We start from the raw sequence: 18,979 nt of genomic DNA on the forward strand, positions 1-18,979 counted from the left end.
ATGAACGCCCTCAACTCCCTGCTGGACGGCTTCGGCACCGCCCTCACACCGCTCAACCTTCTCTGGGCCGCGGTGGGCGTGCTGCTCGGCACGGCGATCGGCGTGCTGCCGGGCATCGGCCCGGCGATGGCGGTGGCGTTGCTGCTGCCGGTGACGTACGGGCTGGACCCGACCGGCGCGTTCATCATGTTCGCCGGCATCTACTACGGCGCGATGTTCGGCGGTTCGACGACCTCGATCCTGCTGAACACGCCCGGTGAGAGCGCCGCCGTGGTCGCCGCGATGGAGGGCAACCCGATGGCGAAGTCGGGGCGCGGCGCGCAGGCCCTCGCGGCCGCCGCCGTCGGTCACTTCGCGGGCGGCATGGTGGGCACGCTGCTGCTGGTCGCGCTCGCGCCGACGGTCGCCGACCTGGCGGTGGACATCGGCGCGCCGGACTACTTCGCCATCATGGTGCTGGCGTTCATCGCCGTGACCTCGGTCCTCGGCTCGTCCCGTGTCCGGGGCCTGGCCTCGCTGCTGATCGGCCTGACCATCGGCCTGATCGGCCTGGACCAGATGACCGGGCAGCAGCGGCTGACCTTCGGTTCGCTGCACCTGGCCGACGGTGTGGACGTGGTGATCGTCGCGGTGGGCCTGTTCGCGATCGGTGAGGCGCTGTGGGTGGCCGCCCATCTGCGGCGCCGGCCGCCGGAGCCCATCCCGGTGGGCCGGCCGTGGCTGGGCCGCGCCGACCTGCGGCGCACCTGGAAGGCCTGGGCGCGCGGCCCGTTCATCGGCTTCCCGTTCGGCGCGATCCCGGCGGGCGGCGCGGAGATCCCGACGTTCCTGTCGTACGTGACGGAGAAGCGCCTGTCGAAGCACAAGGACGAGTGGGGCAAGGGCGCCATCGAGGGTGTGGCGGGACCGGAGTCGGCGGCCTCGGCGTCGGCCGCGGGCACGCTGGTGTCGATGCTGACCCTCGGCCTGCCGACCACGGCGGTCGCCGCGGTGATGCTGGCCGCGTTCCAGCAGTACGGCATCCAGCCGGGCCCGCTGCTCTTCGAGCGGGAACCGGACCTGGTGTGGGGTCTGATCGCCTCGCTGTTCGTCGGCATGGTGCTGCTGCTGGCGCTGAACCTGCCGCTGGCGCCGGTATGGGCGAAGCTGCTGCGCATCCCGCGGCCGTACCTGTACGCCGGGATCATGTTCTTCGCGGCGGTGGGCGCGTACGCGGTCGGGGGCGAGGTGATCGACCTGGTGATGCTGCTGGTCATCGGCCTCATCGGGTTCGGCATGCGGCGGTACGGGCTGCCGGTGCTGCCCGCCGTGATCGGCGTGATCCTCGGTCCGGCCGCCGAGCAGCAGCTGCGCCGCGCGCTCCAGATCAGCGACGGCAGCGTCACCGGCCTGGTGAACACGCCGTTCTCGGTGACGGTGTACGCGGTCGTGGTGCTGCTGCTCGCCTGGCCGCTGCTCCGCAGGGCACTGCCGCGCCGTACGACCACGACACCCGAGGCACCCGAGACGCCTGAAGAACCCGAGGCACCCGAAGCACCCGAACCCCGTACGCCGTCCGGCCCACGCACCTGAGCCGTCGAACGGCGGTCGAATCAGCGGTACCGGGCCGGGACGCCCCACGGCGTCCCGGCCCGACCTCTCTCACCTCCGCAGGTCAGGCGACCGACCCGCACCACGCCTCTTGACGCGCAACTGACAACGATGCCTTCATGTCCCGCATGGGAGCGCTCCCACGTCCACCACGGAAGGGGACACCATGCGCGACACCCACCTCGGCCTCCTACGCCTCCCGCACCTGTCCGCCGCGCTCGCAGCACTCGCGGCCCTGCTCCTGACGCTGCTCGTCCCGGCCACCCCGGCCCACGCGGCGCCCACCGGGTTCCGGGTGGAGAACGGACGGCTCCTCGAGGCGTCCGGGAACGACTTCGTGATGCGGGGCGTCAACCACGCCCACACCTGGTACGCCGACCGGCTCGACGCGCTGGACCACATCAAGGCCAAGGGCGCCAACACCGTGCGCGTGGTGCTGTCCAGCGGCGACCGGTGGACCCGCAACGACACCGCCGACGTGGCGAACGTCGTCGCGCAGTGCAAGCGGAACCGGCTGATCTGCGTCCTGGAGGTGCACGACACCACTGGCTACGGCGAGCAGAGCGGAGCGGTGACGCTGGCCCGCGCCGCCGGCTACTGGATCGAGGTGCGGGACGCGCTCGTCGGCCAGGAGGACTACGTCGTCGTCAACATCGGCAACGAGCCCTACGGCAACACCGACCACACCCGCTGGACCGCCGACACGAAGGCGGCGGTCCAGCGGCTGCGGGCCGCCGGGTTCGACCACACGCTGATGGTGGACGCACCCAACTGGGGCCAGGACTGGGCGTTCACCATGCGCGACAACGCGGCCTCCGTGTTCGCGGCCGACCCGGACGCCAACACGGTGTTCTCCATCCACATGTACGGCGTCTTCGACACCGCCGCCGAGGTGAGCGACTACCTCGGCCGCTTCGTCGCCGCGAAACTCCCGGTCGTGGTGGGCGAGTTCGGGCACGACCACTCCGACGGCAACCCGGACGAGGACGCCGTCCTGTCGGTCACCCGGCAGCTCGGCATCGGTTACCTGGGCTGGTCGTGGAGCGGCAACGGCGGCGGCGTCGAGTACCTGGACATGGTCGAGAACTTCGACCCGGACCGGATGACCAGCTGGGGGCAGCGCCTCTTCGACGGCCCGGACGGTATCGCGGCCACGTCCGAGGAGGCCGAGGTCTACCGGAGCGGCCCGGGTGAGGACACCACGGCGCCGACCGCTCCGGGCGCCCCGGTGGCCTCCGCGGTGACGTCCTCCTCCGTGACCCTCTCCTGGGGCGCGGCCACCGACGCGGTCGGGGTGACCGGTTACGACGTCGTGCGGGTGGCCGGCGGTCAGGAGACCGTCGTGGCCTCGGCCGCCGGCACCACGGCCACCGTGACCGGTCTCGCGGCGGACACCTCGTACACCTTCGCGGTCCACGCACGGGACGCGGCCGGGAACCGTTCGGCGCGCTCGGCGACGGTGACCGTCACGACCGCCTCGGGTCCGGCGGCCGGGTCCTGCGCGGTCGCCTACCGGGTGACGGGTGCGTGGCCCGGCGGCTTCCAGGCCGAGGTCGTCGTCCGCAACAGCGGGAGCGCGGCGGTCGACGGGTGGACGCTGCGCTGGACCTTCCCGTCGGGCCAGCGGGTCACCAGCCTGTGGGGCGGGACGGTGACGCAGAGCGGTGCGGAGGTGAGCGTCGCGGCGGCCCCGTACACGGCGACGATCCCGCCTGCCGGTTCGGTCTCGCTGGGCCTCACCGGCACGCGGTCGGCGGCCGGCGCCGACCCGGCGGCGTTCTCGCTGAACGGCGCGGAGTGCTCCGTGGCGTGACGAAGCCGGCCGCCCGGAAGGTCCCTCCCCTTCCGGGCAGCCGTTCGTCACCGTTCGTCACGCGGATCCGCCATCGTGGCGCGCCCGTCGTACCGCGCGCTCACACGAGGTGGGCGAAGACCACGAGGTTCTCGGTGTAGTCCTTGGCGGCGCGGTCGTAGGCGCCGGCGCAGGTGATCAGCCGGACCTGCGCGTCGGGGGTGTCGGCGTACACGCGCTCGTTCGGGAAGTCGTCCTTCTCGAAGGACTCCGCCTCGTCGACGACGAACGTGGCCCTGGTGCCGTCGGCGCGCCGCACCTGGAAGCGATCGCCCTTCTCGAGTTCGACGAGCCGCGCGAAGACGGCCGCGGAGGTCTTGGTGTCCACGTGTCCGGCGATGATCGAGGCGCCCAGCTCGCCCGGGGAGGCGCCCTTGGCGTACCAGCCGACGAGGTTGGTGTCGTTCGGCGGGGGCGGTTCGAGCCGGCCCTTGCTGTCGAGGTCGAGCGCGGTGAACGGGGCGTTCACGCCGATGGACGGGATGACCAGCCTCGTCGGCGCGGAGCGCGGCAGGTGCTTGCCCGGCGACCGTGCGGCGGAGGGGGACGTGGCGGCGGACCCGCCCTCGGCGGGACCGCCGGACGCGTCGGCCGAGGGCGCCGCGGCGACCGTGCGGGAGGCGTGCGGTCCGTGGGCGTCGTCGGGCGGGTCCTCGCCGCCGCCCATCAGCGTGGTGGCCAGCAGCAGACCGGCCCCGCCCCAGAAGACCGCGGTCATGACGGAGCGCACTCTGCGCCTCGTCGGGGACGTCCGGTCGGATTCGACGGGAGGGAGGGCACTGACCGGCATCGGGGGAACCACCTCGTTCGGGCACGGCGGAGGGCGCTTCAGGGGGAGGGGGAACGGCGAAGAGGACGCAGGGGGCGAGCGGGGCCGTCCTGGCGCTCGGGGCGCCGGGGACGGCCCCGGCCGCTATGACCCCGGGCATGGCTCAGGCCATGTCCCCGGAGACCTTCTTACGGCGCAGCGCGTAGGCGCCGGTGCCGAGGACCGCGAGCGCGGCCAGGCCGCCCGCCGTGACACCGGGCTCCGAGGCGAGACCGCCGCCGCCGGTGTGCACGCCGCCGTGCGGCTTCTCGTGCTTCCACTCCTTGTCCTGCTTGCCGCTCCAGGAGTCCTCGCTCTCGGAGTCGTCCTTCTCCTTGTAGGTCTCGGGGTCGTACTTGGGGTCCTTGGCGCTGCCCCAGTCGTCGCCGCTCACCGCGGACAGGGCGCCGCCGCCCGCGTGGACCCCGCCGTGCGGCTTGTCGTACTTGTCGTCCTTCTCGTCCTTGTCGTACGAGCTCTCCTTGTCGTAGTCCTCGCTGTAGGAGGACGAGTCGTGTCCGCTGTCGCCGTCGTGGTCGGCGTAGGCCGCGGGCGCGGCGATGGCGAGAGCCGCCGTGGCCGTCGCGGCGGCGAGCACCATGCGGGCAGAGCGCATCTGAGAGTCCTTCCGCTGGAGGCCGGGCGGCTGACTCCGCGTCAGCACGACCTTCCCGGGCTCCGGCCTGATCCACGCTCAGCCATGTCGCGCGGCCTCACCATCCGGGGCGATCACACGGGTTAACTCCCCCACCCCTCCGGCCGTGCGCCGGCTCACTTCCGCCGGGTCCGGCGACCTCTTGCCGCGGCTTGGGAACGCCGCCTAGCCTGCTTTTGTGCCGCTGATAAACAAAACCCGCTCGCACAGTGCCGTGCCGGGTACCGACCTCGTCCGACTCCGTCTCGCCCTGACCGCCTTCTTCGCCCTGGACGGCTTCGTCTTCGCCGGCTGGGTCGTGCGCATCCCCGCCGTCAAGGAACAGACCGGGGCGTCCGCGAGTGCCCTGGGGCTCGCGCTGCTCGGCGTCTCCGCGGGCGCCGTGATCACCATGACGCTGACCGGCCGGCTGTGCCGCCGGTACGGCAGCCACCTGGTCACCGTGGTCTGCGCGGTGCTCCTCAGCCTCAGCGTGGCCCTGCCGCCGCTGACCCACTCCGCGCTCACGCTGGGCGCCGTGCTGCTGGTGTTCGGCGCGGCCTACGGCGGGATCAACGTCGCCTTCAACAGCGCGGCCGTCGACCTGGTGGCGGCGCTGCGACGGCCCGTCATGCCGAGCTTCCACGCCGCGTTCAGCCTGGGCGGCATGGTCGGCGCGGGGCTCGGAGCCCTGGTCGCCGGCTCCCTGTCGCCGACCCGGCATCTCACGGGGCTCGCCGTGGTCGCGCTGCTGGTGACGGCGGTGGCGGGGCGGGCGCTGATGCGGTGCGAGCCGCTGACCCCGGCGAGCGGGAGACGTCCCGCCGAGGGCGCCGCTCCCCGGCACGACCGGCGCACCCGGGCCCTGGTGGTCGTCTTCGGGCTGATCGCGCTGTGCACCGCCTACGGCGAGGGCGCACTGGCCGACTGGGGCGCCCTCCATCTGGAGCAGGACCTGGACGCCTCGCCGGGCGCGGCGGCGATCGGGTACCTCTGTTTCGCGCTCGCCATGACGATCGGCCGGCTGAGCGGCACGACGCTGCTGGAACGGCTGGGCCGGACCCGCACGATCCTGGTGGGCGGCTCGACGGCCGCGGCCGGCATGCTGCTCGGCGCGCTGGCCCCGTACCTGTGGGCGGCGCTGCTGGGGTACGCGGTCACCGGGCTGGGGCTCGCCAACCTCTTCCCCGTGGCCGTGGAGCGGGCGGGCGCGCTGGCGGGCCCGAGCGGGGTGGCGACCGCCTCCACGCTGGGCTACGGCGGGATGCTGCTCGGCCCGCCCGCCATCGGCTTCATGGCCGACTGGTACAGCCTCCCGGCCGCCCTGACCAGCGTGGCGGTGCTGGCGGCGGTGGCCACCACCATCGGGTTCACGACCCGGCACGTGCGGGCGGACTGAGCGCCCGGCGGGGGATCGTCGGGCGGCGGCGGGGTACCCGGTGCGTCGGCGTCCGCCGGTCCTCCGCCCGGCGGACGCCGCAAGCGACCACCGCGTGGATCCGGGAGAGAACGTGAGCGAGCAGCAGAACCCCGTCGGCCGGCACCCCACCCCCGACTTCCCGTCCCAGGACCAGCCGCACCCGGGCTGGACCGGCCCGATGGACCCGCCGCCGGACCACGGTGAGGACTCCTACCGGGGCAGCGGACGCCTGACCGGCCGCACGGCCGTGATCACGGGCGGGGACTCCGGCATCGGCCGCGCGGTCGCCCTGGCCTTCGCCCGTGAGGGGGCCGACGTGGTCTTCACGTACCTGGAGAGCGAGAAGGACGAGGCGGACGAGACGGCACGCTGGGTGGAGGAGGCCGGGCGGCGTGCCGTGGCCGTCTCCTGCGACATCCGGGAGGAGGAGAACTGCCGGGCGCTGATCGACCGGGCGGTCGCCGAGTTCGGCGGCATCGACATCCTGGTGAACAACGCCGCGTACCAGATGTCGCAGCCGGACGGCATCGAGGCGATCAGCACCGAGCAGTTCGACCGGGTGCTGCGCACCAACCTGTACGGCATGTTCTGGCTGTGCAAGTTCGCCGTGCCGCATCTGCGGGAGGGCGGCAGCATCATCAACTCGGCGTCGGTGCAGGCGTACAAGCCGAGCCCGCATCTGCTGGACTACGCGACGACGAAGGGCGCCGTCGTCACGTTCACGCAGGGGCTGGCGCAGATGCTGATCGAGCGGGGCATCCGGGTCAACGCCGTGGCCCCGGGCCCGGTGTGGACGCCGCTGATCCCGGCCACGCTGCCGGACACCGCGGAGTTCGGCAAGCAGGCGCCGATCGGGCGTCCCGCCCAGCCGGCCGAGATGGCGCCGGCGTACGTGTTCCTCGCCTCGCAGGAGGCGTCGTACATCACCGCCGAGATCGTGAACGCGACGGGCGGGACGCCGCTGCCGTAGAGCGCCCGGGGCGGGAGCCGCTGCCGTAGGCGCCGGGGAAAGCACTGACCCCTCCGGCCTTGCGTGAGGCAGACTCCCGGGCATGGAGAATGCCATGGAGACTGCCTCGTACCTGGGAATACTTCAGGACGAGGGCCGCTTGCTGGCCGACGCCGCGGAGCGGGCGGGGACGGACGCCCTCGTCCCCACCTGCCCGGGCTGGCGGGTGCGGGACCTGCTGCGGCACACCGGCGTGGTGCACCGGTGGGCGGCGGGCTTCGTCGCCGACGCGTGCCCGACGCCCCGCCCGATGGAGGAGCACCCCGGCCTGGACGGGCCGGAGCTGGTCGCCTGGTACCGCGCCTGCCATCGCGCGCTGCTCGACACCCTCGCTGAGGCGAAGCCGGACGTGGAGTGCTGGACGTTCCTGCCCGGCGCGGTCTCCGGCCTCGGCTTCTGGGCCCGCCGCCAGGCCCATGAGACGGCCGTGCACCGCTACGACGCGGAGGCGGCGCGCGGCGGCGAACCGACGCCCGTCGCCACGAACTTCGCGGTGGACGGCGTGGACGAACTGCTGCGCGGCTTCCACGCCCGCCGCAGGAGTCAGGTCCGCACCCCGGAGCCGCGCGTGCTGCGGGTGCGCGCGACCGACGCGGACGCGGTGTGGACCGTACGGCTGTCGCAGGAGCCGCCGGTGACCACGCGGGACGCGGCCGGGGACGCGGAGTGCGAGGTGTCCGGTCCGGCGGCCGAGCTGTACCTCTCGCTGTGGAACCGGCTCCCCCTGCCGGCGGTGTCGGGGGACGCGGCGCTCGCGGCGCTGTGGCGGGAGACGTCAGCGGTCGGCTGAGGCGCCGGCGCCCCGGGGTGCTTGCCCGCCGGACGCCCGCCTGTTTCACTGCCGGCATGCGTGAGCAGGGGGGACATCAGGCGGGCGGGGGCGGCCGGCGCGGGCAGGCCGAGCGGGACGCGATCACCGTGGAGACCGGGTACGCGCTGTGCAGCGCGGCCTTCGCGGCGGCCGTGGTCTTCGGCGCCGTGGCGGGCCCGGCGCTGCTGTTCGCCCTGCCGGGGGCGGTGGAGACCGTACTGGTGCGCGGGGGCGGCGTGCTCGCGGGGGCGCTGTTCGCCGTCCGCACCGTGTCCGTCCTGGTGCGGTTCCGGCGGGCGGCTCAGCCCAGCCAGCCCGGCCGTACGAGCCCCGACTCGTAGGCGAGGACGACCAGTTGGGCGCGGTCACGGGCGCCCAGCTTCACCATGGTGCGGCTGACGTGGGTCTTGGCGGTGAGCGGGCTCACCACCAGGCGCCGGGCGATCTCCTCGTTGGTCAGGCCGAGTCCGACCAGCGCCATCACCTCCCGTTCCCGTTCGGTCAGTTCCGACAGGGCGCCGGCGGCGGCCGGTTCCTTGGAGCGGGCGGCGAACTCGGCGATCAGGCGGCGCGTCACGCCGGGCGAGAGCAGCGCGTCGCCGTCGACCACCGCCCGTACCGCGCGCAGCAGTTCGTCCGGCTCGGTGTCCTTCACCAGGAAGCCGGAGGCGCCGGAGCGGATCGCCTCGAAGACGTACTCGTCCAGTTCGAAGGTGGTGAGCATGACCACCTTCACGTCGGCCAGGTCCAGGTCCTCGGTGACGCGGCGGGTGGCGGCGAGGCCGTCCAGCGCGGGCATGCGGATGTCCATCAGCACGACGTCGGGCCGCAGCTCGCGGATCAGGCGCAGGGCCTCCTCGCCGTCGGCCGCCTCCCCGGCCACCGCGATGTCCGGCTGTGCGTCCAGCAGGGCGCGGAACCCGGCCCGCACCAGCGACTGGTCGTCGGCGAGCACCACTCGGATCACCGGTCCTCCTCGGCCTCGATCGGCAGTACGGCGAGCACGCGGAACCCTCCGTCGGGGCGGGTGCCCGCCTCGATGGTGCCACCGAGCGCGGCGGCCCTCTCCCGCATCCCGGCCAGCCCGTTGCCCGTGCCGCCCGCGTCGGCGCCGGTGGCGGGACCGTCGTCGTCGATCAGCAGCCGCAGCCGCCCGTCGCGCCGCTCGACGCGCACGCACGCCTCGCGGGAGCCGGAGTGCCGTACGACGTTGGTGAGGGCCTCCTGGACGATGCGGAAGGCGGCCAGGTCGGCGCCGGGCGACAGCCGGGGCGGCTCGCCCTCGACGGTGACGGTCAGTCCCGCGCCCGCGGCCTGTTCCACCAGGTCGGGCAGCCGGTCGAGGCCGGGCGCCGGGGCGCGCGGGGCGGCGCCGGGGGCGCGCAGGGTGTCGAGCACCTGACGCACCTCGCCGAGCGCCTCCTTGCTCTGGGCCTTGATGGTGGTCAGCGCGGTGCGCGCCTGCTCGGGGTCGCTGTCCAGCAGGGCGAGTCCGACGCCGGCCTGCACGTTGATGACGGAGATGCTGTGCGCGAGCACGTCGTGCAGCTCCCGGGCGATGCGCAGCCGCTCCTCGTCGGCGCGCCGGCGCTCCGCGCGGGCCCGCTCGGCCCGCTCGCGCGCCCACTGTTCACGGCGGACGCGGGCCAGCTCGGACACGGCGAGGAGCGCCACCACCCAGGTGGCGACGACGATCTCCTCGGTCCAGGAGGCCGCGTCGTCCCCCGCTGGGGGCAGCCACCGGTACAGAAGGTGGACGAGCAGCAGGTGCCCGGCCCACAGCGTCCCCATCGCCGCCCAGGCCGCGTACCGCCGCCCCGAGACGACGGCGGTGAAACAGGCCACCGCGACGGTCAGGAACACGGGCCCGTACGGGTATCCGGCGCCGAGGTACACCAGGACGGCGGCCACCGTGCCGCCCAGCACGGCGACGGGATGCCGCCACCGCCACAGCAGCAGCGCGCCCGACACGAACAGCAGCGCGCGGCCCCACGGGTCGAGAGCGGCCCGCTCCCCCGCCTGGGCGTGGTCGGCGAAGCCGGAGCCGATCACGACGAAGGCGGTGAGCAGCACGGTCGAGGGCCACGGCCACCGGGCGCGCCGGGCCGACTCCAGGTCCTCGTCACGCTCGGCGGCGCGGCGGCTCCAGCCGGGCGGCCCGTGCCGCCACCACCGGGGCGGCCCGCCGGCGCGCCACGGCTCCGGCGGGCCGGTACGGGGCCCACGCTGTTCGTCCATGTCCGCCACGCTAGACGCCACGCCCGACCGACGGCGTCGGCCGGACGGCGTGATCACGGATACTCCCGGGGAAGTACGGACGCCCTGCCGGGGCCTTCGGTTCGGACCGGGCCGCGGCGGTGGGACGCGGAGCGTCGCCGGCCGACCAGGGGGGCGCCGCCGGCCGACCAGGGGGCGCCGGCGGCCGACCAGGGGGCGCCGGCGGCCGACGACAACGCCGGGGGGTTCCACCGGCCGAGAGAGGGGCGCCGGCAACTCCGCCGAGGCCTGCGCCATGCCGTTTCGGGCTCACCCCGGTGTGCATCGGGCCGCCCGCGGAACGCAGTACGCCGCCAGGCAACCTGGGGTGCCGACGACCGACGACAACACCCCGCAACCGGGGATGATCAGACCGACGCGCCTCAGGAGGCGGCGTCGGCCGGCCGCAGCCCCACCGTGCGGGCGAGCCCGCCGACCGTGTGGCGGAAGAACGCGTCCCGTTCCTCCACGATCCGGGTGAACTGGCCGAACACCTCGAAGCCGATCAGCCCGAGCAACTGAGCCCAGACGGCGACACACGCCGGCGCCACCGCGGGCGGCAGGTCGGGGACGAAGTCCGCCGCCATGCGCGCGGCCTCCGCCTCCAGGTCCCTTGGAAGCGCCGGAACGTCCAGCTCCCCGGCCCGGTGGGCGTCGCGGACGACGTCGATGAGGGCGAAGCCGACGCGGGCGGCCGCCGGGACGGTGGTGGCCGGCGCGGCGTAGCCGGGCACGGGCGAGCCGTAGATCAGCGCGTACTCGTGCGGATGCGCCAGCGCCCAGCCGCGGATGGCCTCGCACACCGCGGTCCAGCGCTCCCCCGAGGCGGCGCCGGCGGACGCCTTCAGGGCCGCCTCGGCCGTCTCACCGAGGGAGTCGTAGGCGTCGATGATGAGCGCGGTCAGCAGGTCGTCGCGGCTGGGGAAGTAGCGGTAGATCGCGGAGGACGCCATGCCGAGCGTTCTGGCCACGGCCCGCAGGGACAGCTCGGCGGCGCCCTGGTCGGCGAGCCGCCGTCGCGCCTCCTCCTTGATGGCTGCCGTGATCTCGATCCTGGCCCGCGCGCGGGCGCCGTGCGGAGTGCTCGTCATGCCGCCAGTGTTCCACGAAAACAGAGCGGCGCACACAAACGAGAGCGCCGCTCTTGCATTGCCGCGCGGAAGCGGGCATGCTGAAGGAGAAGCGAGAGCAGTGCTCACATAAGGGAGCGGCGCTCTCACCCCATCCCTCTCCCGGAGGCCCCGATGTCGTCGTCCACGCCGTACTACCTCACGGCCGGTCCCGTCGCCGCCCGCTTCAACCGGATCGTCGGCTGGCTGGCCCGGCACGGCGTCAGCGTCGCCGGCACCGCGGAGCTGTCGGTCCGGGGCCGCAAGAGCGGGCAGATGCAGCGCGTCCCGGTCAACCCGCACGCCTACGCGGGCGAGCAGTTCCTGGTCTCCGCGCGCGGCCACTCGCAGTGGGTGCGCAACATGCGGGCCGCCGGCGGCGGCGAACTGCGCGTGGGCCGCAAGGTGCGCACCTTCACGGCGGTGGAGATCCCCGACGCGGAGAAGCTGCCGGTGCTGCGCACCTACCTGGAGAAGTGGGGCTGGGAGGTCAACCAGTACTTCAAGGGGGTCACCGCCACGTCCTCCGACGAGGAGATCCTGGCGGCGGCCCCCGACCACCCGGTGTTCCGGATCACTGTCCGGAGCTGACCTCGCCGTCGCCCGCCGGACGCCGGTCCAGCGCCATCAGCGCACGGTGGGCCATCGGATGGGTGCGGACCAGCTCGCCCAGCGTCGTCGACCCCTGCGTGATGTCCTTGAACGCCTTCCACGCCGGGCGGAAGCCGGTCAGCACCGCGTGGAAGACGCCCGGCCGCTGCTCGAACGCCGCCAGCATCCGCTTGCCGACGCTCATCTCCACGCCGAGCCCCGCCTTCACGGCGAACGCGTAATTGAGGGCCTGCCGACGCGTGTCCACGGCGTCGTGCGCCTCGGCGATGCGCACCGCCCACTCCCCCGCCAGCCGGCCGGAGCGCAGCGCGAAGGAGATGCCCTCGCGGGTCCACGGCTCCAGCATCCCCGCCGCGTCACCGCAGACCAGCACCCGGCCGCGGGACAGCGGCGAGTCGTCGGCCCGGCAGCGGGTCAGGTGCCCCGAGGAAATGGCCGGTTCGAAGCCCGCCAGACCCAGCCGGGCGATGAAGTCCTCCAAGTAACGCTTGGTGGCCGCGCCTTCGCCGCGCCGCGAGATGACGCCCACGGTCAGGGTGTCGCCCTTGGGGAAGACCCAGCCGTAACTGCCGGGCATGGGGCCCCAGTCGATGAGCACCCGGCCCTTCCAGTCCTCGGCGACCGTCTCCGGCACCGGAATCTCCGCCTCCAGGCCCAGGTCGACCTGGTCCAGCTTGACCCCGACGTGCGCTCCTATGCGGCCGGCGCTGCCGTCGGCGCCGACCACGGCCCGCGCGAGCACCGTCTCGCCGCCCTGGAGGACGACGGCGACCGTGCGCCGGTCCGGCACGGCTGAGCCGTGCTGCTCCACGCGCTGCACGGCGGCGCCGGTGCGCAGTTCGGCCCCGGCCTTCTGCGCGTACTCGACGAGGCGCATGTCGAACTCGGGCCGGTTGATCAGCCCGAAGAGCATCTGCCGGGAGCGGCGGGTGCGCGTGAAGCGGCCGTTGCTCGAGAACGTCACGGCGTGCACCCGGTCCTTGAGCGGCAGCTCGAAGCCGGGCGGCAGCGCGTCGCGCGACGGGCCGATGATGCCGCCGCCGCACGTTTTGTAGCGGGGCAGCTCCGCCTTCTCCAGCAGCAGCACGCGCCGCCCCGCGACCGCCGCCGCGTAGGCCGCCGACGCCCCCGCGGGTCCCGCGCCCACCACGACGACGTCCCACACCTGCCGCACGTCGTCCGCCGAAGAGTTGTCGCTGCTCACGATGGTTCGCTGCTCCGTCCACGCCGCCTGCCGCTGCTGTCCTCCCGCATCCTACGGCGGCGGTCGTCACGGTCCGCTGTGGGAGGATCGGCGACGTGAGTGCCCCTTACACGGGCCACCCACGCACACCACACGATCATCGCGTACCGCGAGGTACGCACTTGCACAACGTCGCACCCACAAGGAGCGTGCCCATGTCGTCGAATCCGGTCGCCGTGACCGTCGCCTCACTGATGCCCAGGGCGAAGGAGGAGCTCACCGAGCTGGTGGCCTTCAAGTCGGTGGCGGACTTCGACCAGTTCCCCCGCGAGGAGAGCGAGGGCGCCGCCCGCTGGATCGCCGACGCGCTCACCGCCGAGGGCTTCCAGGACGTCGCCCTGCTCGACACCCCGGACGGCACCCAGTCGGTGTACGGCTACCTGCCGGGCCCTCAGGGCGCGAAGACCGTGCTGCTGTACGCGCACTACGACGTGCAGCCGCCGCTGGACGAGGCCGGCTGGACCACTCCGCCGTTCGAGCTGACCGAGCGCGACGGCCGCTGGTACGGGCGCGGCGCCGCCGACTGCAAGGGCGGCGTCATCATGCACCTGCTGGCGCTGCGCGCCCTGAAGGCGAACGGCGGCGTGCCGGTGCATGTGAAGATCATCGTGGAGGGCTCGGAGGAGCAGGGCACGGGCGGCCTGGAGCGGTACGCCGAGGAGCACCCCGGCCTGCTGACCGCCGACACGATCGTCATCGGCGACGCGGGCAACTTCCGCGCCGGTCTGCCGACCGTCACGACCACGCTGCGCGGCATGACGCTGGTGCGGGTGCGGATCGACACGCTCGAGGGCAACCTGCACTCCGGCCAGTTCGGCGGGGCCGCGCCCGACGCGCTGGCCGCGCTGGTGCGGGTGCTGGACTCGCTGCGCGCCGAGGACGGCAGCACGACCGTCGACGGGCTGGCCGCCGACGACGCGTGGCAGGGCATCCAGTACGAGGACGAGCAGTTCCGCAAGGACGCCAAGGTGCTGGACGGGGTCGGGCTGATCGGCTCCGGCACGGTCGCCGACCGCATCTGGGCCCGCCCCGCGGTCACCGTGCTCGGCATCGACTGCCCGCCGGTGGTCGGCGCCACGCCGTCCGTGCAGGCGAGCGCGCGGGCGCTGATCAGCCTGCGGGTGCCGCCGGGCGTGGACGCGGCGAAGGCGACCGAACTGCTGCGCGCGCACGTGGAGTCCCACACGCCGTGGGGCGCGCGGGTCACCACCGAGCAGATCGGCCAGGGGCAGGCGTTCCGTGCCGACCCGGCCAGCCCCGCGTACCAGGCGATGGCGGACGCGATGGCGGTGGCGTACCCGGGCCAGGAGATGCAGTACGCCGGCCAGGGCGGCTCGATCCCGCTGTGCAACACGCTCGGCGCCCTCTACCCGGAGGCGGAGATCCTGCTGATCGGGCTGAGCGAGCCGGAGGCGCAGATCCACGCGCTGAACGAGAGCGTGTCGCCCGACGAGCTGGAGCGGCTGTCGGTCGCCGAGGCGCTGTTCCTGCGCAACTACGCGTCCGGCGCCGCCTGACTGCGCCCTCTGCCGAGAGCAGAGCCTCCGGCTTCGGCCGGGGGCTCTGCCCTACGGTCGTGGGCGTGGACGTCGTAGAGCTGCCCCCCCCCCGGCTGGTGATGCTGCGCTTCCCTGTCGGCCAGGCGTACGTATGGCGTGACGGCGCGGACGCGGTGACGCTGATCGACGCCGGTCCCGCGGGGTCGGGCGCGCGGATCGTCGAAGCCGTGACGGCCCTGGGCGCGCGCCCGGGGGCGGTCCGACGGGTGGTGCTCACCCACTTCCACGAGGACCACGCGGGCGGCGCGGCGGAGGTCGCGGCGCTCACCGGCGCGGAGATCCTGGCCCACCGGCTGGACGCGCCCCACGTCCGCGGCGACGCGCCGGGCCCGCCGCCGGCGCTGGAGGACTGGGAGGTCCCCCTGCACCGGCGTGCGCTGTCCCTGCTGCCCCCGGGCGAGTACGAACGCCCGTCGGCCGTCACGGAGTTGTCCGACGGCGACGTCCTGGACATGGGAGGCGGGGCCCACGTCCTGCACGTCCCGGGTCACACCCACGGCAGCATCGCGCTCCATCTCCCCGACGCGGGCGTCCTCTTCACCGGCGACACGGTGGCGGTGTCCCCGGCGGACGGCACGCCGATCCCGGGCGTCTTCAACCTGGACCGGCGGCAACTCCTCGCGTCCTGCGCCCGTCTGGCCGGCCTCGACACGGAGACGGCCTGCTTCGGCCATGGCGACCCGGTGCTGACGGGGGCGGGCGGGAGGCTGCGGGCGATGGTGGGGGCGTAGGCCGGGTGTGAGTAGTTGGCGTACAGGAAATCCCGGTGAGAACGATCATGGTTACGAGCTGAGCGCCACGGCGTCCGGACTGGGCCGGGGGACGCCGCCGGCCTGGAGGGCAGCGAAGTCGGCGTGAGCTTGCTCGACGGCTTCGGGGTACGCCTCGCGCTTGGCGTGCTCGGCCAGCGCCCGGTAGATGCTGGCCACCGAGGGGTTCTGTCCCTTGCGCTTGCCGATGGGGATGATCAGGTCGGGCTGGATCTGCTCGACGGGCTCCCCGTTCGCCCGGCGCCGCAGCACGGTGTGGAGCATGTCCTCGGTGATGACGGGCGGCCGACCTCCGTGCTTGCCTTTGCGGGCCGCGGTGTCGAGCCCTTCGAGCGTCGATTCCCGGATGTTCTCCCGCTCGGTCTCCGCCATCGCGGCGAAGAACGCGAACAGCAGCTTCCCGAACCCGTCGGGTCGTGGATTTCGGGCAGGGGCCCGGCCAGCATCTCCAGCACCAGGCCGTGCGCGGTGATGTGATCGGCGAGCGCGGTCAGCTCGGCGGCGTCCCGCCCGAGCCGCTTCATCTCGTACACGGTGAAGACGACCCGGCAGTGCGGGGCGTGTGCCTTGACCTCCCGGGCCGTCCTCAGCGCCTCCTCGAACTTCGGGCGGACCCGCACCCGGGTGCTGATCTTCTTGCTGAAGATCTTGCCGCGGGGGATGCCGTGCTTGCTGAGCGCGTCGAGCTGGGAGTCGAGTTCCTGCCCGAGGGTCGAGCACCGCGCGTAGCCGATGCGGATGTCCGCGCTCGGCAGGTCCGGGTTGATCGGCGCTGGCGGCGGGGTGCCCGGCCGCCACGGGCGGCCTGGGCCTCGGTCGGCCGGGGTCGGCACCCGCAGCTCCTTCTTCAGCCGGGGCACCATCGTGAAGCGGCGGGTGTGGTAGGCGGAGGCGACCGCGCCGCCGCGCGAGCGGCACGGTGAGCCGGGCTGGGCGTCGCACTTCGGACAGGCGTGCTGCTCGACGTCGCCGGCGTCCGACCGGTGGTTCGGGAAGGGTGGCTGAGGGCCCGTCATGAGCCCGGATTTTCGCACGATGCAAGTCTCAGAAGGGGGTCCATCCCGCTTTTGAGTGAGAACAGGTTCTGAGAGCAAACCCGGATCCGGCGGCGGCCGGGCAGCCCGCAAGTGATCTTGCTCGCGCAAAGGACCGTTTGTGAGAACGGCGGTCAGGATGATGCGTGCGGGACTTCCCGTTGGGGCGCTGCTGCTTGCGCGGTCATGTCGAGCAGGAGCAGGGCGTCGTGGTCGGGGGTGCCGGGTTCGGCGGTGTAGACGCCGATGCGCTGTCCGGGGGTGCCTTCCAGCTCCATGGACTGGGAGATGAGCGTGACGGTGCCGACGCGGGGGTGCTGGAAGGTCTTCTGTGCGGGCTTGCGGCCGGTGACCTCGTAGCGTTCCCACAACCGGGCGAAGTCGGGGCTCTTGAGGAGGAGCTCGCCGACGAGGTTGGTCAGGTCCGGGGCGTCGGGAGCGGTCCCGGCGACGGCGCGCAGCCGGGCGACGCAGGCGGTGATCTGCCGGTCCCAGTCCGGGAACAGGTTCCGCGACGCCGGGTGGAGGAAGAGGTAGCGGGCCAGGTTGCGGTGCTTGGCCGGCCAGTCCTCCAGTCCCGCGTACAGGGCGAGGCCGCCGGGATTCCAGGCCAGCATGTCCATGCTGCGGCTGATGAGGTAGGCCGGGTTCGGGCGCAGTGACTCCAGCAGCAGCTTCAGGTGGGGGCGCACGGTGCGGCTCGGGGCCGGCGGCGGCTCGGAGACGTAGCGGGCGGCCCGCGCGGCGAGCTCACGCAGGTGCTGGTGTTCCTGGTCGTCCATGTGCAGAGCGCGGGCGAGCGAGTCGAGGACGGCAGGACTGGGGCGGGTCTCCTTGCCGCGTTCCAGACGCACGTAGTAGTCGATGCTGATACCGGCGAGAGTGGCCAGCTCCTCCCTGCGCAGACCGGGGGTGCGGCGGATACCGGCGCCGACGGTGAGACCCACGTGCTGGGGACTGGTCTGGGTGCGGCGGGCGCGCAGGAAGCGGCCCAGCTCGGTGCCCTCGCTGTGCGCGCTCGTCGAAGTCATGACTCCAGTCTCACCCACCGGGCACCCGCTGCGCGGGCGGGAGGGGGGCCCTGTCGTTACCCCCGAAGAGCCCGCCCTGCCACACCCGAGCAATCCGGGCGAAGGTGAATGAGGAAGACGCCGCCTCTTCGCTCCCGCCCGGACTTCGGCGGGCACGGCCTGCCGGGCCGGGCAAGAGTGGGAGAGCAGGCGACACCTTGATCGGAAGAGGACGAGATGCGGTACATCAAGCTGCGTGAGCTGGAGGTTTCCCGAATCGGTCTGGGTGCGATGGGCATGTCCCACGGCTACACCGGCTCCGGCACCGATGACGCGGAGTCGATCCGAACCGTGCACCGAGCGCTGGAGCTGGGCGTCACGCTCATCGACACCGCGGAGATCTACGGTCCCTACACCAACGAGGAACTGCTCGGGCGGGCGCTGAAGGGCCGCCGGGACAAGGTGGTGCTGGCCACCAAGTTCGGCCTGGTCTCCCACGCCGGCGACGGTGCGTGGAACCTGGACTCCGGCCCGGCCAACATCCGCACCGCGGTCGAGGGCTCCCTGAAGCGGCTGGGCACCGACCACATCGACCTGTACTACCAGCACCGCGTCGATCCGAACACGCCGATCGAGGAGACCGCCGGCGCCGTGGGCGAACTGATCGCCGAGGGCAAGGTCCGCGCCTTCGGCCTCTCCGAGGCCGGTCCGGACACCATCCGCCGCGCCCACGCCGTCCAGCCCGTCACCGCGGTGCAGTCCGAGTACTCCCTGTTCACCCGGGGAATCGAAGAGCGCGTGCTCCCCGTCCTGCGGGAGCTGAACATCGGCCTGGTCCCGTTCTCCCCGCTGGGCCGCGGGATGCTCACGGGCACGGTGCGCTCCACTGACCAGTTCGACGAGAACGACTTCCGCCGCGACAACCCGCGCTTCACGGGTGAGAACTTCCAGCGCAACCTGGCGCTGGCCGACGAGGTCAAGGCCCTGGCCGACGAGGTCGGTGCCACGCCCGGGCAGGTGGCGCTGGCCTGGCTCCTCGCCCAGGGCGACGACATCGCCCCCATCCCCGGCACCAAGCACGTGGCCCGGGTCGAGGAGAACGCGGCCGCCGACACGGTCACGCTGACTGCCGAGCAGCTGGAGCGGCTCTCCAGCCTGCCGCCCGCCGCCGGCGACACCCACACCGAGGCCCAGGCCCGGATGCTCGAACGTTGATTCCTCCGCGCCACCCCGTACGACCCCCGTTTGGAGCAGCAACCCCT

Annotated in this window: 18 protein-coding genes and 1 pseudogene; 10 read left to right on the top strand and 9 right to left on the bottom strand. The window is 73.3% G+C overall.

Going from position 1 to position 18,979, the window contains the following annotated elements:
- Both ACFOSY_RS21735 and ACFOSY_RS21740 read left to right on the top strand, forming a co-directional pair.
- The gene (locus ACFOSY_RS21735) at positions 1-1,572 is read left to right on the top strand and encodes a tripartite tricarboxylate transporter permease (RefSeq protein WP_394309424.1); all 1,572 of its coding nucleotides are present in this window, start codon (positions 1-3) and stop codon (positions 1,570-1,572) included.
- A gap of 184 nt (positions 1,573-1,756) precedes the next feature.
- Positions 1,757-3,403, top strand: coding sequence for a cellulase family glycosylhydrolase (locus ACFOSY_RS21740; protein ID WP_394309426.1), 1,647 nt, complete (start codon positions 1,757-1,759; stop codon positions 3,401-3,403).
- 100 nt (positions 3,404-3,503) lie between these two features.
- Here ACFOSY_RS21740 and ACFOSY_RS21745 read toward each other — a convergent pair whose 3' ends face one another.
- Together ACFOSY_RS21745 and ACFOSY_RS21750 are read right to left on the bottom strand one after the other, a co-directional pair.
- The gene (locus ACFOSY_RS21745) at positions 3,504-4,160 is read right to left on the bottom strand and encodes a class F sortase (protein ID WP_394309428.1); all 657 of its coding nucleotides are present in this window, start codon (positions 4,158-4,160) and stop codon (positions 3,504-3,506) included.
- Between the two features lie 214 nt (positions 4,161-4,374).
- Entirely contained in the window at positions 4,375-4,866 is a 492-nt protein-coding gene (locus ACFOSY_RS21750) for a hypothetical protein (RefSeq protein WP_394309430.1), read from the bottom strand.
- A 253-nt stretch (positions 4,867-5,119) separates the two neighbouring features.
- Here ACFOSY_RS21750 and ACFOSY_RS21755 point away from each other — a divergent pair, with 253 nt between their 5' ends.
- From ACFOSY_RS21755 to ACFOSY_RS21770, 4 genes are all read left to right on the top strand, one after another.
- Positions 5,120-6,283, top strand: a complete 1,164-nt coding sequence (locus ACFOSY_RS21755) for an MFS transporter (protein ID WP_394309432.1) — start codon at positions 5,120-5,122, stop codon at positions 6,281-6,283.
- A gap of 112 nt (positions 6,284-6,395) precedes the next feature.
- Positions 6,396-7,274, top strand: a complete 879-nt coding sequence (locus ACFOSY_RS21760; RefSeq protein WP_394309435.1) for an SDR family oxidoreductase — start codon at positions 6,396-6,398, stop codon at positions 7,272-7,274.
- 94 nt (positions 7,275-7,368) lie between these two features.
- Entirely contained in the window at positions 7,369-8,103 is a 735-nt protein-coding gene (locus ACFOSY_RS21765; RefSeq protein WP_394309437.1) for a maleylpyruvate isomerase family mycothiol-dependent enzyme, read from the top strand.
- Positions 8,104-8,159: 56 nt separating this feature from the next.
- Positions 8,160-8,465 carry a DUF6332 family protein gene (locus ACFOSY_RS21770; protein ID WP_394309439.1) on the top strand — a complete coding sequence of 102 codons (306 nt, stop codon included), beginning with the start codon at positions 8,160-8,162 and terminating at the stop codon, positions 8,463-8,465.
- Here ACFOSY_RS21770 and ACFOSY_RS21775 read toward each other — a convergent pair.
- The 3 genes from ACFOSY_RS21775 to ACFOSY_RS21785 form a co-directional block, all read right to left on the bottom strand.
- A complete protein-coding gene (locus ACFOSY_RS21775; protein WP_394309441.1) occupies positions 8,426-9,091 on the bottom strand; it encodes a response regulator in 666 nt (221 codons plus the stop codon). The two genes, ACFOSY_RS21770 and ACFOSY_RS21775, sit on opposite strands and share 40 nt — an antisense overlap.
- Entirely contained in the window at positions 9,088-10,362 is a 1,275-nt protein-coding gene (locus ACFOSY_RS21780) for a sensor histidine kinase (protein WP_394309443.1), read from the bottom strand. Before ACFOSY_RS21780 ends, ACFOSY_RS21775 begins: the two co-directional genes overlap by 4 nt.
- Before the next feature lie 401 nt (positions 10,363-10,763).
- Positions 10,764-11,471: a TetR/AcrR family transcriptional regulator gene (locus tag ACFOSY_RS21785; protein ID WP_394309445.1), complete on the bottom strand. Its 708-nt coding sequence runs from the start codon at positions 11,469-11,471 to the stop codon at positions 10,764-10,766.
- A gap of 153 nt (positions 11,472-11,624) precedes the next feature.
- On the opposite strand from ACFOSY_RS21785, the gene ACFOSY_RS21790 reads away from it, so the two are divergent.
- Complete coding sequence (locus tag ACFOSY_RS21790) at positions 11,625-12,080, top strand: nitroreductase family deazaflavin-dependent oxidoreductase (protein ID WP_394309448.1); 456 nt, start codon at positions 11,625-11,627, stop codon at positions 12,078-12,080.
- On the opposite strand, the gene ACFOSY_RS21795 is transcribed toward ACFOSY_RS21790, so the two are convergent.
- Complete coding sequence (locus ACFOSY_RS21795; RefSeq protein ID WP_394309450.1) at positions 12,064-13,305, bottom strand: geranylgeranyl reductase family protein; 1,242 nt, start codon at positions 13,303-13,305, stop codon at positions 12,064-12,066. The genes ACFOSY_RS21790 and ACFOSY_RS21795 overlap by 17 nt on opposite strands.
- A 194-nt stretch (positions 13,306-13,499) precedes the next feature.
- Between ACFOSY_RS21795 and ACFOSY_RS21800 the strand changes: the two genes are divergently transcribed.
- Complete coding sequence (locus ACFOSY_RS21800; RefSeq protein ID WP_394309452.1) at positions 13,500-14,861, top strand: dipeptidase; 1,362 nt, start codon at positions 13,500-13,502, stop codon at positions 14,859-14,861.
- Positions 14,862-14,926: 65 nt separating this feature from the next.
- Complete coding sequence (locus ACFOSY_RS21805) at positions 14,927-15,634, top strand: MBL fold metallo-hydrolase (protein ID WP_394309454.1); 708 nt, start codon at positions 14,927-14,929, stop codon at positions 15,632-15,634.
- A gap of 51 nt (positions 15,635-15,685) precedes the next feature.
- Here the strand turns inward: ACFOSY_RS21805 and ACFOSY_RS21810 are convergent, their stop codons facing one another.
- The 3 genes and pseudogenes from ACFOSY_RS21810 to ACFOSY_RS21820 all read right to left on the bottom strand — a co-directional run bounded on the left by ACFOSY_RS21810 (position 15,686) and on the right by ACFOSY_RS21820 (position 17,738).
- The gene (locus tag ACFOSY_RS21810; RefSeq protein ID WP_394309456.1) at positions 15,686-16,045 is read right to left on the bottom strand and encodes a hypothetical protein; all 360 of its coding nucleotides are present in this window, start codon (positions 16,043-16,045) and stop codon (positions 15,686-15,688) included.
- Positions 16,046-16,167: 122 nt separating this feature from the next.
- Positions 16,168-16,689: pseudogene (locus tag ACFOSY_RS21815) on the bottom strand (recombinase family protein); the annotation flags it as partial.
- Between the two features lie 152 nt (positions 16,690-16,841).
- Positions 16,842-17,738: a helix-turn-helix transcriptional regulator gene (locus tag ACFOSY_RS21820; protein WP_394309458.1), complete on the bottom strand. Its 897-nt coding sequence runs from the start codon at positions 17,736-17,738 to the stop codon at positions 16,842-16,844.
- Positions 17,739-17,954: 216 nt separating this feature from the next.
- On the opposite strand from ACFOSY_RS21820, the gene ACFOSY_RS21825 reads away from it, so the two are divergent.
- On the top strand, positions 17,955-18,932 hold the full coding sequence (locus ACFOSY_RS21825) for an aldo/keto reductase (protein ID WP_394309460.1): 978 nt from the start codon (positions 17,955-17,957) through the stop codon (positions 18,930-18,932).
- The last annotated feature ends 47 nt before the right edge of the window (positions 18,933-18,979 follow it).

Origin of the sequence: Streptomyces lusitanus (assembly GCF_042647945.1) — a bacterium.
Taxonomy (GTDB): domain Bacteria; phylum Actinomycetota; class Actinomycetes; order Streptomycetales; family Streptomycetaceae; genus Streptomyces; species Streptomyces pseudogriseolus.